Raw genomic sequence first — 15,589 nt, forward strand, 5'->3', positions numbered from 1 at the left:
TGACTTTTAACTTTTGGAAATTTAAACTATGTAAATTGTTTAGAAACTTTTTCGGCTTTTTTACTTTCAGCATAATCGTAAAAACCTTCTCCAGATTTCACTCCTAATTTTCCAGCTCGTACCATATTGACTAACAAAGGACAAGGAGCATATTTAGGGTTTTTAAAGCCGTCATACATAACATTCAGTATCGCTAAACACACGTCTAACCCAATGAAATCTGCTAACTGTAAAGGTCCCATTGGGTGTCCCATACCTAGTTTCATCACGGTGTCTATTTCATAAACGCCAGCAACTTTATTGTACAATGTTTCAATCGCCTCATTAATCATTGGCATTAATATTCTATTGGCTACAAAACCAGGATAGTCATTTACTTCAACGGGCGTTTTCCCTAGTTTTTCAGATAATGACATAATTGTTTTTGTCACTTCATCACTAGTGTTGTATCCACGAATGATTTCGACTAATTTCATAATTGGCACTGGGTTCATAAAGTGCATTCCAATAACGCGTTCTGGATGCGTTACCACAGCTCCTATTTGAGTTATAGAAATAGAAGAGGTGTTCGTTGCTAAAATTGTATTGTGTGAACAGGCATCGTTTAATTGCTTGAAGATATTTAGTTTTAATTCCACATTTTCTGTTGCCGCTTCAACAACTAAATCTGCCCCCACAACACCGTCTTTAATATCAGTGTAGGTAATAATATTAGTAATTGTTTTTGCTTTGTCTTCGATAGTAATTGTACCTTTAGAAACCATTCTATCAAGGTTTGCGGCAATTGTTGCCATTCCTTTATCTAGTGATTTCTCTGATACGTCAATTAATTTTACGGTAAACCCGCTTTGTGCAAACGTGTGAGCAATTCCGTTACCCATTGTTCCTGCACCTATTACTGCAATTATTTTCATTTAGTATGTATTTAATTTTAAAGTTTTCTCGTTTAACTTTTAAATCCGAATTGTATTTTTATTTTTTAAAGCAATCAATAATTTGGTATGCTACTTTTAACGCCTCCGTTGCTTGTTCTAAAGTTACAACTGGTTTTGTGTCATTTGTTATGGCATCAGCAAAAGTTTCTAATTCGTCAAGAATAGCATTATTTTGCTCCACATCAGGATTAGAGAAGTAGATTTGTTTTTTTACACCTTCAGCATTTTGCAAGATCATGTCAAAGTCACCAGGAACTTCCGGTGCATCTTTCATTTTTACAACCTCACATCTTTTTTCTAGGAAGTCAACTGAGATATAAGCATCTTTTTGAAAAAAACGTGTTTTACGCATGTTTTTCATCGAAATTCGGCTAGCCGTTAAATTAGCTACGCAGCCATTTTCAAATTCGATTCTAGCATTAGCGATGTCAGGAGTATCACTGATTACTGAAACACCGCTTGCACTAATGTTTTTAACTTTTGATTGTACCACACTTAGAATAACGTCAATATCGTGAATCATTAAATCTAAAACCACAGGAACATCAGTACCACGCGGATTAAATTCAGCTAAGCGATGCGTTTCAATAAACATAGGATTTTCAATCATTCCCTTAGTAGCAATAAATGCTGGGTTAAAGCGCTCTACATGTCCCACTTGCCCTTTTACATTGTACTCATTAGCAAGCGCAATAATTTCATCGGCTTCTTCAATAGTATTTGAAATGGGTTTTTCTATAAAAACATGCTTTCCTGATTTAATTGCCACCTTAGCACATTTATAATGTGATAGCGTAGGAGTCACAATATCGATAACATCAACAGCATGAATAAGAGTGGCTATTGTACTAAAGTGTTTGTAGCCAAACTCCTTAGAGATTTTGTCGGCATTTTCTTGATTAGGGTCATAAAAACCAACTAACTCATATTTTTCAGATTGTTGTAAAAGTCGTAAATGTATTTTTCCTAAGTGACCAGCACCTAATACTCCAATTTTCAGCATAATGATGTAATTTGTACAAAAATAGGAATTAATACTAAGAATGAATAAGGAAATATTACAATTATTAGTAGGCCATTTGTAAATTAAATCTGCTCAAAAATCTATAATAAATAGCCGTTTTGTTAATTCTTGACTCCAATATAAAATAGTACTGATGGATTACATTTAGTAATAAAAAAGCAGTTCTTAATTTTAAAAGTAACCCTATTTTGTAAGGAACACTCTTTTAACCTCCTTTCTAACAGCTACTTTTAAAGTTTATAGTATTGTGATTGTAGTTTATGTTGCAAATGAGAATTCTTTAATTAATTTTACAAAAATATAATTTACGACCATTGAAAGACACTGCCAAACATCAAGGACTTCGAAACCAATTAGTAAGCGTTTTACAAGAAAAAGGAATTACAGACAAAAATGTTTTAGATGCGATAAAAAAAATCCCTAGACACTTATTTTTGAATTCTAGCTTTGAAAATTACGCCTACCAAGACAAGGCATTTCCTATAGGAGCAGGTCAAACTATTTCACAACCTTATACAGTAGCATTTCAATCCCAATTATTAGAAATCAAAAAAGATCATAAAGTTTTAGAAATAGGTACAGGATCTGGTTATCAAACGGCTGTTTTGTACTTAATGGGGGCTAAAGTATATAGTGTAGAACGTCAAAATGAGTTGTTCAAACAAACATCGAGTCTTCTCCCTAAACTTGGAATAAGACCAAAACACCTGACCTTTGGGGATGGCTATAAAGGACTGCCAGGTTTTGCACCTTTTGATAGTATAATTGTAACTGCAGGCGCACCATTTATTCCGCAGCCATTAATGGCCCAACTAAAAATAGGAGGGAGACTTGTTATTCCGTTAGGAGATGATGTTCAAATAATGACATTATTGATTAGAAAGAACGAAACACAATTTGAAAAACACGAATTGGGAGAATTCCGTTTTGTTCCTCTATTAGAAGATAAAAATTAGCCGTTTATATTATTCTATTTTGGATCTAATTTATAGTATACCCTCTTTCAAGAATCGTTCTAAGCTTTCTTTTTCTCGCTGTAGTATAAAATGAATCATATCATCTTTATTTGGAGTCGTTAAACTTGTTTTTAAAGTTTGATGATAGTGCAGCTTACTACTTTCATCACTTTTTATAGTAACGATTTGAAAGTCATTTTGCAACAGAATATAATTCATCAATAATCGGGAGATTTTAGCATTACCATTGATAAAAGGCTGGATAGTGAATAGTTTTAGTTTCATTTTTGCAGCTAAAATTATTGGATGTAAACTGCTTCTATTGCCTTCGTACCAATCAAACAGCGTCGCCATATCTTTTTGAATATCTACTGGTTCAGAAGGGCAGAAACTTTTATCTTTTACATTGATACTAATGTTTCTATATTTACCAGCTTCTTTTGGTGCAATTCCTCTAAGCAGCAGTTGGTGTAAGTGTAGCAAATCTTTAGTCACAAAAGTGTTTCGTTGAACGCAGCTTTTTATATAGGCAATAGCTTCATTATGATTAATGGCTTCCAGATGTTCCCGCATACTTTTTCCCGCAATGGTTTGTCCTTCGTTAATAACTAAATCTGTTTCTGATAAAGTCAACGTATTTCCTTCCATTCGATTACTTTCAAACGTATATTCTAATGCCAACTGTTCCAGAATAGCCTCGTTTTTTACTGCATCAAATGGCTGAGTTCTAAGTTTTAACTGTTCAATAATGTCCAATTGCTTTTTGAAAGCAGTTAAATGGTTTGCTGGAGCTACATTTTGCGAAGACAGTAAATGTTCTTCTACCTTTTTTAAAGCTTTCAGTGCTAATTCTTCGTGTCCTATTTCATGAAGAATTTTCTCTTTCAACCAAGCAATCATTAAGGTTTCATAATCAATGTCTAGTAGCGATGCTAACTTTATTATTTGATCTTTGGTTGGTTTGCGTGTGCCTGTTTCAAACTTGCTAATTAATGCTTGATCAATAGCTGATAATTGTGCTAACTCTCTAGTTTTAAGAGATTTTGCTACTCGTGCATTTTTAAGTAAAATATTCATCATCATAAGCTATGTAGTAAATAGTCTTGACAGTATTTGTCATCATTGGAAACAGAAAAAAAGGTTAATTACTTAACCTTTCCTATTTATTTGTACGCTTTCTTGATGCGGTCCAGATCACGTTTAGTATCTTGTTCTTTCAAGGATTCCCTTTTATCATAAGTCTTCTTACCACGACAAAGCCCTATTTCCAGTTTTGCCATTCCTTTTTCATTGGTAAACAATTTAAGAGGAACAATTGTAAGTCCTTTGGCTTGTACACTGCGTTCTAAACTTTTAAGTTCGCGTTTGTTTAAAAGTAATTTTCTTTCGCTTCGGGCTTTGTGATTAAATTGGTTCCCAAAAGTATATTCTTCGATATAAGTATTGATGGCAAAAAGTTCGTTGTTGCTAAACTCACAAAAGCTTTCGGTAATATTAGCTTTACCTAAACGAATTGATTTAATTTCGGTTCCTGCCAAAACAATTCCAGCAGTGAATTTCTCGATTATTTCATAATCAAATCGAGCTCTTTTATTTAATATATTGACAGTTTTTAGCATAGGATGACAAATGTAACAACAAATGTATGAATCAGCAATTTTTTTTACAAAATTGGCATAAATTTGCATTATGGAAAAGCAACAATCAAAAGACCCATTGCACGGAATAACTTTAAAAACAATTCTTGAAAAGTTAGTAGACTATTACGGGTTTGATACTTTGGGCGAACTGGTAAAAATCAAATCTTTCAATGAAAACCCCAGTATTAAATCAAGCCTTACATTTTTAAGAAAAACGGACTGGGCTCGCAAGCAAGTGGAAGATTTATACGTACAAAGCTTGAATAAATTTAATAAATAATCTTAATTCAGTTTATAGGAAATCATTACTCCACCTCTATAAGGAAACCACTCGCCGCTTTTGTTGAAGTTCTTAGCAGTTTCATAACGGCTTCCGTCACTAATACGATAGCCTTTATAAAACCCTTGATGCCAGCCACCTCCGATAAAACAATCTAAGAAAAATTTATCGTTTATCTTGGCTTTATATCCTACAGTTGAACCAAGGAAATATCCCTTTCCTTTTTCGTAATAATCAGTTCTTATGTAATTCCATTTTTGAAAATTGTAAATACTTGCGCCAATATGCGCACCTATATAAAACCCGTTGTCTTTGGCTTTAAAATGGTATCTGTACTCGGGGGTAAAAGTGTAAAACTCTCTAGGTATCCCATTAACTGAACCCCAAAAAGAGGCTAAGACATCAAAGTTTAGCGTCGATTTTTCACCAATACTTGTTTCAACACCTACATTTGGGATCGTCAATAAAGTGGTAAATGTATTCACTTTTATATACGTTTGACTTTGTGATTGCAAACCAAAAAGGAAAACTGCCAATAATACTATTTTTTTCATAAGAAGGTTTTTAACCAATTACGTATGTGTAGCTATTGGCTTTTAATTAATGAGTGGATAAAGTGGACTAATACAAATATAGCAGAAATAACAAGCAGAAAAAGAAAAAGACAAGTTGTTTCCACTTAACTAACTGCTAACAATTGATAGTTTCTAAAACTTGATCCTCCTCAAATTACTGTTTTGATTTGGGATTATATATTACATTACAGTATGGAAATACTGAATTTCGAATTAAAACTAGCAGAAGATTCTAATATTTGGATTCCATCTTTTTCAAAAATATTTCCATTACTATCTACAGCATCGGAGTAACCAAACCAAGGTTCAATGCAAAGAAAAGGAGCGTCTTTAGGTGTCCAAATTCCTAAATGTGGAAATCCTTCAAATTCCACCGCTAGTAAAGGTTTTTTGTTTTCTAAAATAGTAATGGATTTAGATTCTAATGATTTAAAAATTAATGCATCTTTTTCGAACAATTGATAATTTAGGTTAACAATACCTTCTGTCGTGGTTAGAGTCGCTGTTTCAGTCGAAATTAGATTGTTTTCTAATAAAGTGTATTCCAGCTTTTCATTATTTTCAAACTGTAATGAATAATCCTCAAAATTTTCTCTCAATGAAAAAGCAGGATGAGCTCCAATAGAAAAAGCCATTTTACTAGTGTCTTTATTTTTTACTTTATAGCTAATTGCTAAAGCATTTTCGGTAAGGGTATATTTGATTTGTAATTCAAACTCAAAAGGAAATACTTTTAAAGTTTCCTGATTAGCCTGCAGTGAAAAGGTGGCGCTATCATCTTGTGAGTCAATTAATGTAAATACCATATCTCTTGCAAAACCATGTCTGGACAAATGATAGGGAGTATCGTTGTAAGTAAAAGTATTGTCTTTTAATGTACCAACAATAGGGAAAAGGATGGGGGAGTGCTTGCCCCAAAATTCAGGATTTCCTTCCCAGATATATTCTTTGTTAGTACTTTTCTTTTTCAGTGAGCACAATTCGGCTCCAGCATGTTTAATTGTGGCTGACAGAGTAGCATTTGCAATTGTTGTTGTCAAAGTATATGATTTTTGATTGTAGAATTATAATGTAAATATCTTTTTTAATTTGTTTTCACAGCTCCTATTAAAAGTAAAACCAGGTCTTAAATTAAGATTTGATAAAATTAGAATTAAAAGTATCAGATTACTATTCGTATCGATAATTTTTTATTAATTTGGATGTAAAATAATAACACATGAAAAATATTAGGTTCAAAGCCATTCTTCAATTGGCTTTATTATTAGGGGTTTCCTCCCTTTGGGCGCAACAGTCGCAAGCAACTGCACCAACCACTCCAATATCAAAATTCAATTATCATGATGCTTTTGCACCATTTTTTTATACCAAAAATGGAACAAGTACACGATCTGCAAGTGGCCAACCTGGTGCTGAATATTGGCAAAACAGAGCTGATTATGTTCTTACAGCCAAATTAAATGCGCAAACAAATGAAATTACAGGGACAGATGTCATTACGTACACCAATAATAGCCCGGATAAAATGAATTTCGTTTGGATGAATGTTGACCAAAACTTATTCAAAGCTGATTCTCGTGGTAATGCTGTTGTACCTCTTACAGGTAGTCGCAATGGAGCACAAGGAGAAGTTTTTGACGGTGGACATAAAATTAAATCGGTTAAAATTGTAAATTCAGTTAATGGAAAAAGCACAGAAATAGACGCAAAATTTTTAATTACTGATACGAGAATGCAGGTTTACCTTCCTCAAGAGTTAAAAGCTAAGGGAGGAACCGTGAAGATCAAAATTGATTTTTCTTATATTTCACCTAAAGAAGGTTCAGACCGTACGGGAGTTTTAGATACTAAAAACGGAAAAATATTTACTATAGCACAATGGTATCCACGTATGTGTGTTTATGACGATGTACGCGGATGGAACACTAATCCTTATTTAGGTGCATCAGAGTTTTACTTAGAATATGGAGATTTTGATGTAAATATTACGGCACCTGCTAATCATATTGTTGTTTGTTCAGGGGAGTTACTAAATCCAACAGCGGTGTATAGTGCTACAGAGCAAGCCAGATTAGCCAAGGCTAAACAGAGCGACAGTACCGTATTTATTCGTACAGAAGAGGAAGTGGGAGCTTTAGCTTCTAGTACTACTACTGCAACTAAAACATGGCATTATAAATTAAAGAATGCTAGAGATTTATCTTGGGCATCATCAGCTGCGTTTATTTTAGATGGAGCTAAAATCAATTTGCCAAGTGGTAAGAAATCTTTAGCCTTATCTGCTTATCCAGTAGAAAGTGCAGGAAATAGCGCTTGGGGACGTTCAACCGAATTTACAAAAGCCTCTATAGAAAATTATTCTAAAAGATGGTTAGAATACACTTATCCGGCAGCAACGAATGTAGCGGGTAACGAGGGCGGAATGGAATATCCAGGAATTGTTTTTTGTGGATGGGAATCTAAAGGAGAAGACTTATGGGGAGTTACTGATCATGAATTTGGTCACAACTGGTTTCCTATGATTGTTGGTTCGAATGAGCGTTTATTTGGTTGGATGGATGAAGGATTCAATACTTTTATCAATTCATTAAGTTCAGTTGATTTTAACAATGGAGAATATAAAAGCGAAGATTCAGACTTACACAAATTAGCTGATCGCTATACCAATCCTACATTAGAGACTATTATGAGTTCCCCTGATAACATGAAAGAAGGAAACATAGGTCTTTTATGTTACGCGAAACCTAGTTCAGGTTTGATCATTTTAAGGGAGCAAGTATTAGGACCAGAACGTTTTGATTTGGCTTTCCGTGCTTATGTTGAAAGATGGGCTTTTAAACACCCCACTCCAGATGATTTTTTTAGAACTATCGAAAACGTCGCCGGTGAAGATTTAAGTTGGTTCTGGAGAGGATGGTTTCAGTATAACTGGCAGTTTGATCAAGGGATTAACGGAATCAAATACGTTAAAAACGACCCAAAACAAGGCGTTGTAATTACAGTCGAAAATTTCGAAAAAATGCCTATGCCGGTGATTTTAGATGTAAAATTAAAAAGTGGTAAAGTAGATCGAATCAATTTACCAGTAGAGATTTGGCAAAGAAATACTTCATGGTCATTTAAACATGATTCTACTGAGGAAATAGAAAGCATCACATTAGACCCTGAGCACGTGTTACCAGATAACAATGAAGCTAATAATGTATGGAGCGCAGGATCTGGAGTTATAGAAAAAGATGTGATATTAGATGGTTATCTAGGAACTTTTTCGAATGCAAAAGCACCTATAAAAATCACATTCACCGAAAAAAACTCTGTCCTTAATGTTGCAATTACTAATTACCCTCAGTTTTCTGTGGAGCCGATAGGTAAGGATTTATTTGAATCTAAAAGAGCAGGATTACAATTCCAATTTAATGAAGACAAAAATGGATTTGATATGATTATCAGTGCAGATCAAAAGATTCCTTTTACAAGAGATAAATAAGAAGTACACATTATCATAAACAAAAAACACCATTCGCCGCGGCGAATGGTGTTTTTTTATTACAACTAAAGCTCAATTTAAGCTGGAATTTGTTGACTTAAGCAGTGTAAGGTTCCTAATCCCCAAATCAAATCAATAGCACTAATTCCTATCACTTCTCTATCAGGGAAACATTCGGCTAGTATATTTAATGCTTTGCGATCATTAGGATCGTTAAAGGTTGGTACTAAAACACAGTTATTTAAGATAAGAAAATTAGCATAACTCGCGGGTAATCTCAAATCTTCAAACTCTAGTTTTTTAGGCATCGGTAAAGCTACAATAACGGGTGATTTTCCGTTTTCTAACTTGGCATTCTGTAAACGTTTCAGGTTGTCTTGCAAAGGAGCATAATTTGCGTCTTGTGGATCTGTTTCTACAATAGTAACAATAGTATCTTCATTTACAAATCGACATAAATCATCAATATGTCCATGAGTGTCATCTCCTGCGACACCATCTCCTAACCAAATTACATTAGTGACACCAAGATATTCTTTAAAAACAGCTTCATAATCCGCTTTAGTAAAGCCAGGGTTACGAACTTGAATATCAGGATGCATTAAACATTCTTCTGAAGTTAATAATGTTCCTTTTCCGTTGACGTCAATAGCGCCACCTTCTACAATAACAGGTTTTCCTTTGTATTCTACCTGTGTAAGTGGCATACCTAATGTAGAAGCTACTGTAGCAGGAATATGCTTGTCTAGCTGATAATTTTGATATTTTGCCCAACCGTTAAAATTGAAATTTAACGCTTCTCTTTTCTCCCCATTTTTTACCACAATAGGACCAGAGTCACGCATCCAGCTTCTGTTTGTCTTTTGAATAATAAAAGAAACATTTTCTATAGTGACACGTGCCATTTCTAGCATTTCAAGTACCTTTTCTTTTAATTTTTCATCAGCTACTACTAAGAAAACAGTTTCATAAGTAGCGACTTTTTTAATGAATTCGACAAAAGCCCATTGAACAGCTTCGTATTTTCCAGGCCAATCCTTTCCGTTGTGTGGAAAACAAAGCAAAACTCCTTGTTGTTTTTCCCATTCTGCAGGAAACCTTCTATTATTTTCAGTCATAATTAATCTATTGCTCTTTTAGTAATATCTCCAAAAGCGTCGATACGCCTGTCTCTAAAGAATGGCCAGTTTTGACGAATGTTTTCTTGATAGTCTAAGTCAACCTCAGCCATTATGATTTCTTCTTTGTCGTGTGAGGCTTGCGCCAAAATTTCTCCCTGTGGTCCTGCAATAAATGAAGCACCCCAGAATTCGATTCCGTCCGTATCAGGAAGGTATTTCTCTAAACCAATTCTATTAGCTGCAGCAACATATACACCATTTGCAACCGCATGGCCTTTCATTACATTCATCCACGCACCGTACTGATTAGTTCCGTACTGCTCTTTTTCACCTGGATGCCATCCAATAGCGGTAGGATAGAATAAAGTTTCAGCTCCTTGCAGGGCTGTAAGTCTAGCCGCTTCTGGATACCACTGATCCCAACAAATTAACGTTCCTATCTTTCCTTTTTTCGTCGGAATAGTTTTAAAACCTAAGTCTCCTGGAGTAAAGTAGAATTTTTCATAAAAGTACGGATCATCTGGAATGTGCATTTTGCGGTACAATCCTGCTTCTGATCCATCCATATCAATGATATACGCACTATTGTGATAGATTCCTGCCATTCTTTTTTCGAAAAAAGGAACAATGATTACTACTCCTAACTCTTTGGCTAAAGCGCTAAAAGCTATAAATGAGGTACTGTATAAAGGCTCTGCTATTGAGAAATTTTCAACATCTTCACTTTGACAGAAATAGTGACTACTGTACAATTCAGGTAATGAGATTACTTCGGCACCTTGACTCGCGGCATCACGTACCCAACTCACACATTTTTTAAGGTTGTTTTCGGCAACATCGTTAAGGTTTAATTGGATAACAGCAATTTTATATTTTTTATTTGACATAGTTTAATTTTTAGACTGCAAAAATAGTGAATTTTATAAACAGTAGAAAACGGTAAAAATGAAAATTATAAGGAATCCAGTATTAATTAACTTAGAAGTAAATTAGCATTTAAACAACTCTTAAAAGAGCGTTAATAAGCACTAAACTAAAGTTAAACCACTGATAGGGATAGTTTTTAGCTATTAGTTTGCCTAATTTTAGATATGGAAAATATATTAGTAGCAGGTGCAAACGGCACCACAGGAAAAAAAATAGTAGACCTTTTACAAGAATCAGAATATTTTAACCCAATAGCGATGGTTAGAAAAGAAGAACAAATGGGGCATTTTAAAGATAAAAATATTGATGTTGTTCTAGGTGATCTAGAAAAGGATGTTTCAGATGTTTTTAATGGAAAAATTGATAAAGTATTGTTTGCAGCTGGTTCTTCAGGAAAAAATGTAATCGGTGTTGATCAGGAAGGCGCTAAGAAGTTAATAGATGCATCTAAAAAAGCTAACGTCAAAAAGTTTGTCATGTTGAGTTCTATGGGAGCTGATAAACCAGAGGAAGCCACTCAATTGCAAGACTATTTAAAAGCTAAACACAACGCAGATGAGTATCTAAAAAGTAGTGGTTTGAATTATAGTATTGTAAGACCTGGGACTTTAACAAACGAGTCACAATTGAAAACTATCGAACTACAACAGAAGTTAGGGAAACACGGAGAGATAAGTAGAGCAGATGTAGCACAAACGTTAGTACAAACACTGGATGATCAAGTAGCTAATAAAGCCACTTTTGAAATTATTAAAGGAGATACAGCCATTCAAAAAGCTTTAGAAGTAGTCAGTTAACCATTACTGTTTAAAATAATAGTAAGAAATAGCAACTCATTAGGGCTGCTATTTTATTTGAGCTTATGGGAATTGTCTGGTTATTTAAAAAAAATCCAATATAAAGTAAGAAGACGGTAACCACTTTATTTAATATGAAAATCATTTAGTATAATTCGGATTCCTTCTTGGTAAGATGTTACTTTGAAATTGGGAAATCTAGCTTTGAATTTAGAAGAGTCAAAAATATTATCAATTGCATAGCGCGGTAATAGCTCTAAAGTCTCTTTTAAATTCTTGTTGAAAAAACTGCCTACTTTTAACGTAAAATTACTGAGTATTTTATATTTGACCCTTCGGCCCAATTTCTTTTCAATTTCGGTAATAAACTGTTTATAGGTTAATCTATTATCATCACAGGGTAAGTGCCAGGTCTGACCATAGGTGTCCGGTGTATTTCCTATTAAAGCCATAGCTCTACTAGCATCAGGAGTAAAGATTAGCGTTCGTTTCACATCATCTTTTAAAAACACCTTTGGTTGTTTGTTGTTTTTTAAATTTTCGAATACCATTGCATTAGTTAGTCCTTTCGTTTTACCTGGACCATAGAATTCTGGTGCTCTACAAATGACCGCCTCAATTTCCTTATTAGCTATTGCTTTTAATAAAAGCGTGGCAGCTAATTTTTTACCTCTTCCTTTTTTACCTTCAGATGATAAAGCTGTTGCTTCTGTTTGTACCGTACTATTTTGAGGATAGGCGTAAGTATTATCAAAATACACCAGTTTACACTGATTAATTTTACAAGCTTCAATGACATTTTTCATGATAATTTGCCAGTCTCGTAACCATATTTCAGAATCATAAGGCAAGCCCACTGTTAGATAAGCAATTTCAGTATTTTTTAGGGCTTCAATAGTACTTTGAAGATCCAGTAAATCAGCTGTAAATAATTGGTCGTCCGGATGTGTCTGTTTTGGATTTCTACCCACTAACCTGATATCTGAGCAGTAGTTCTTTCTCAGTTCTCGTGCTAGTTCTTCTCCTATGATTCCGTTTGCACCTAGTATTGTTTGCATGATCTATTTTATTTTTATTGCCTTTGGCAAAGGTACTACTATGCACTCATAGATCGTTGTGTAATTGCGTTTTAAGATTGCTATATTTTACTATATGGTTTCTAAAAATATTTTAATCTTGGATAAGCATTAATATCAAACTAATCAATTAAAGCATAATTCCCATTGATTATTTAATAGCTGGTTGCATTACTATAAAAAAAAACACCAGCTTTTACACTGATGCTTTTCTTATCAAAAAATTAACGCATTATTTATTATATTGTTATTTACGCTAAATCGTAACGACCAAGGTTCATTACCTTATTCCAAACTGTTGCGAAATCTTGAACAAATTCCTCATTAGCATCTTCTGAAGCATAAACCTCAGCTAGAGCACGTAGTTCAGAGTTAGAACCAAAGATTAAGTCCACGCGACTTCCAGTCCATTTTACCTGACCAGTTTTGCGATCTCTTCCTTCAAATTCGTTTTGCTCTTCAGAAGTTTCTCTCCACTTAGTATCTAGGTCTAACAAATTAACAAAGAAATCGTTAGACAAAGCATCCGTACGCTTAGTGAATATTCCGTGTTTGGTTTGACCAAAATTAGCATTAATAGCTCTCATTCCTCCAAATAAGACAGTAAGTTCAGGAGCGGTAAGTGTTAGTAATTGTGCTTTATCAATAAGAAGCTCTTCTGCTGAAACTTCATTTCCTGCTTTGATATAATTACGGAAACCATCTGCATTTGGTTCCAGAACTGCAAAAGATTCAACATCAGTCTGCTCTTGGGTTGCATCAGCGCGACCTGGAGTAAAAGGAACTTTAACTTCTTGGTTAGCATTTCTAGCTGCTTGTTCTACAGCTGCACATCCTGCTAAAACAATTAAGTCAGCCATTGACACCTTTTTATCTGTGGTTTGAGCAGTATTAAAATTAGTTTGAATTTCTTCTAACTTCTGTAGTATAGTTGCTAATTCAGCAGGATTATTTACTTCCCAGTTTTTTTGAGGTTCTAAACGTAATCGGCCACCATTCGATCCTCCACGTTTATCTGATCCACGGAATGTTGACGCTGAGGCCCAAGCTGTATTAACTAATTGACTAATAGACAAACCAGATGAAAGTACTTTTCCTTTTAATTCGGCAATATCTTGATCATCTATAAGTTCATGAGTCACTTCGGGTATTGGGTCTTGCCAAATCAATTCTTCCTTCGGAACTTCAGGTCCTAAGTAACGCTCTTTTGGTCCCATATCACGATGTGTTAACTTGTACCATGCACGAGAGAAAGCATCGGCAAACTTATCAGGATTATTGTGGAAGTATCTAGAGATGGGCTCATAAATAGGATCCATTCTCAAAGCTAAATCAGTAGTAAGCATAAATGGAGCATGACTTTTTATAGGATCATGAGCATCAGGAACTGTTCCTGCACCACCGTTATTTACAGGTTTCCATTGTTGAGCTCCTGCAGGGCTTTTGGTTAACTCCCAATCAAAACCAAATAGGTTATCAAAGAAGTTATTACTCCATTTTGTTGGGGTTGTGGTCCAAGCACCTTCTAATCCACTAGAAATTGTATCTGCACCACTTCCAGTACCAAAACTATTTGTCCATCCTAAACCTTGCTCAGCAATACTTCCTGCAGCTGGTTCACGACCTACATATTGTTCAGGATCAGCCGCACCGTGTGTTTTACCAAAGGTATGTCCTCCAGCAATCAATGCTACCGTTTCCTCATCGTTCATCGCCATGCGTTCAAAAGTATCGCGGATATCTTTGGCAGAAGCTAAGGGGTCAGGATTTCCATTTGGACCTTCAGGATTAACGTATATTAATCCCATTTGTACCGCAGCCAAAGGTTTTTCTAGTTCACGGTTGCCACTGTAGCGTTTGTCACCTAACCACTCCGTTTCAGATCCCCAATAAATGTCTTGAGATGGTTCCCAGACATCTTCACGACCTCCAGCAAAACCAAATGTTTTTAATCCCATAGATTCTAAGGCACAGTTTCCAGTTAAAACCATCAAATCAGCCCAAGATATTTTCTTTCCGTATTTTTTCTTTATTGGCCACAATAATAATCTTGCTTTATCTAAATTGACATTGTCGGGCCAACTATTTAATGGGGCAAAACGTTGCGTCCCAAAACCCGCACCACCACGTCCGTCTGATGTACGGTAGGTTCCTGCACTATGCCATGCCATTCTTATAAAAAAGGGTCCATAATGGCCATAATCTGCTGGCCACCATTCCTGAGAATCAGTCATTAAAGCAAAAAGGTCTTGTTTTAAGGCATCTAAATCTAAAGTTTTGAATGCCTCTGCATAATTGAAATTTTTCCCCATTGGATTTGATAAATCCGAATGTTGACGAAGGATGTTCAATTTTAATTGGTTAGGCCACCAATCTTCATTTGAGGTACCGCGAGGAGAATTTATTTTGCTGGCCGCAGCCATGTAAGGGCATTTACTTTCATCATTTACGTCAGCAAGCTTTGCATCGTGTTGATTGTTGTGATCCATAATATTTTTTGTTTTTTGGTTTACTGTTTTGTAAATTTACGTAAACTTTATTTATTCGAATTTAATTACCAATAGATAATATCTATAGTAAACAGGGTGTTTTTATATGAAATACTTATAATTAGTTGATAAATAAAAAGATAAGTAATGTTGATTTCAAAAGCGCTTTGGTCATAGATTAGTAATACTATCTGTAGTAATACCATCTTTCGTATTAGTTGCTTTTCAAAATAAGGGTTTATATTATGGTTTATTGTAAAATAAACAACGATTCTCTACAGC

14 protein-coding genes are annotated in these 15,589 nt (G+C 34.7%); 4 read left to right on the top strand and 10 right to left on the bottom strand.

The window, feature by feature from the left end:
• Positions 1–26: 26 nt before the first annotated feature.
• Both ACEN2K_RS11855 and ACEN2K_RS11860 read right to left on the bottom strand, forming a co-directional pair.
• Positions 27–914 carry a 3-hydroxyacyl-CoA dehydrogenase family protein gene (locus ACEN2K_RS11855; protein ID WP_441759537.1) on the bottom strand — a complete coding sequence of 296 codons (888 nt, stop codon included), beginning with the start codon at positions 912–914 and terminating at the stop codon, positions 27–29.
• Between the two features lie 58 nt (positions 915–972).
• Entirely contained in the window at positions 973–1,938 is a 966-nt protein-coding gene (locus ACEN2K_RS11860; protein WP_441759538.1) for a Gfo/Idh/MocA family protein, read from the bottom strand.
• Positions 1,939–2,273: 335 nt separating this feature from the next.
• Between ACEN2K_RS11860 and ACEN2K_RS11865 the strand changes: the two genes are divergently transcribed.
• Positions 2,274–2,915, top strand: a complete 642-nt coding sequence (locus ACEN2K_RS11865) for a protein-L-isoaspartate(D-aspartate) O-methyltransferase (RefSeq protein WP_441759539.1) — start codon at positions 2,274–2,276, stop codon at positions 2,913–2,915.
• 30 nt (positions 2,916–2,945) lie between these two features.
• On the opposite strand, the gene ACEN2K_RS11870 is transcribed toward ACEN2K_RS11865, so the two are convergent.
• Together ACEN2K_RS11870 and smpB are read right to left on the bottom strand one after the other, a co-directional pair.
• Complete coding sequence (locus tag ACEN2K_RS11870) at positions 2,946–3,998, bottom strand: Fic family protein (protein WP_441759540.1); 1,053 nt, start codon at positions 3,996–3,998, stop codon at positions 2,946–2,948.
• Positions 3,999–4,078: 80 nt separating this feature from the next.
• Positions 4,079–4,534, bottom strand: a complete 456-nt coding sequence (gene smpB / locus ACEN2K_RS11875; protein ID WP_441759541.1) for an SsrA-binding protein SmpB — start codon at positions 4,532–4,534, stop codon at positions 4,079–4,081.
• 70 nt (positions 4,535–4,604) lie between these two features.
• On the opposite strand from smpB, the gene ACEN2K_RS11880 reads away from it, so the two are divergent.
• Positions 4,605–4,835, top strand: coding sequence for a VF530 family DNA-binding protein (locus tag ACEN2K_RS11880; RefSeq protein WP_441759542.1), 231 nt, complete (start codon positions 4,605–4,607; stop codon positions 4,833–4,835).
• 2 nt (positions 4,836–4,837) lie between these two features.
• Here ACEN2K_RS11880 and ACEN2K_RS11885 read toward each other — a convergent pair whose 3' ends face one another.
• Both ACEN2K_RS11885 and ACEN2K_RS11890 read right to left on the bottom strand, forming a co-directional pair.
• The gene (locus ACEN2K_RS11885) at positions 4,838–5,389 is read right to left on the bottom strand and encodes a DUF3575 domain-containing protein (RefSeq protein ID WP_441759543.1); all 552 of its coding nucleotides are present in this window, start codon (positions 5,387–5,389) and stop codon (positions 4,838–4,840) included.
• 206 nt (positions 5,390–5,595) lie between these two features.
• Entirely contained in the window at positions 5,596–6,450 is an 855-nt protein-coding gene (locus tag ACEN2K_RS11890; protein ID WP_441759544.1) for an aldose 1-epimerase family protein, read from the bottom strand.
• Between the two features lie 179 nt (positions 6,451–6,629).
• Between ACEN2K_RS11890 and ACEN2K_RS11895 the strand changes: the two genes are divergently transcribed.
• Positions 6,630–8,897: a M1 family metallopeptidase gene (locus ACEN2K_RS11895; RefSeq protein ID WP_441759545.1), complete on the top strand. Its 2,268-nt coding sequence runs from the start codon at positions 6,630–6,632 to the stop codon at positions 8,895–8,897.
• 77 nt (positions 8,898–8,974) lie between these two features.
• Here ACEN2K_RS11895 and ACEN2K_RS11900 read toward each other — a convergent pair whose 3' ends face one another.
• Together ACEN2K_RS11900 and ACEN2K_RS11905 are read right to left on the bottom strand one after the other, a co-directional pair.
• Positions 8,975–10,015 (bottom strand): agmatine deiminase family protein, encoded by a 1,041-nt coding sequence (locus tag ACEN2K_RS11900; protein WP_441759546.1) that lies wholly within the window; start codon positions 10,013–10,015, stop codon positions 8,975–8,977.
• A 2-nt stretch (positions 10,016–10,017) separates the two neighbouring features.
• Positions 10,018–10,905 (bottom strand): carbon-nitrogen hydrolase, encoded by an 888-nt coding sequence (locus tag ACEN2K_RS11905; protein ID WP_441759547.1) that lies wholly within the window; start codon positions 10,903–10,905, stop codon positions 10,018–10,020.
• Between the two features lie 204 nt (positions 10,906–11,109).
• On the opposite strand from ACEN2K_RS11905, the gene ACEN2K_RS11910 reads away from it, so the two are divergent.
• Entirely contained in the window at positions 11,110–11,742 is a 633-nt protein-coding gene (locus ACEN2K_RS11910) for an SDR family oxidoreductase (RefSeq protein WP_441759548.1), read from the top strand.
• A 125-nt stretch (positions 11,743–11,867) separates the two neighbouring features.
• On the opposite strand, the gene ACEN2K_RS11915 is transcribed toward ACEN2K_RS11910, so the two are convergent.
• On the bottom strand, positions 11,868–12,800 hold the full coding sequence (locus ACEN2K_RS11915) for an NAD-dependent epimerase/dehydratase family protein (protein ID WP_441759549.1): 933 nt from the start codon (positions 12,798–12,800) through the stop codon (positions 11,868–11,870).
• Positions 12,801–13,069: 269 nt separating this feature from the next.
• Positions 13,070–15,307 (bottom strand): catalase/peroxidase HPI, encoded by a 2,238-nt coding sequence (katG, locus tag ACEN2K_RS11920; protein ID WP_441759550.1) that lies wholly within the window; start codon positions 15,305–15,307, stop codon positions 13,070–13,072.
• Positions 15,308–15,589 lie beyond the last annotated feature (282 nt).

It is taken from the genome of Flavobacterium sp. W21_SRS_FM3 (genome assembly GCF_052113625.1).
Lineage (GTDB): Bacteria > Bacteroidota > Bacteroidia > Flavobacteriales > Flavobacteriaceae > Flavobacterium.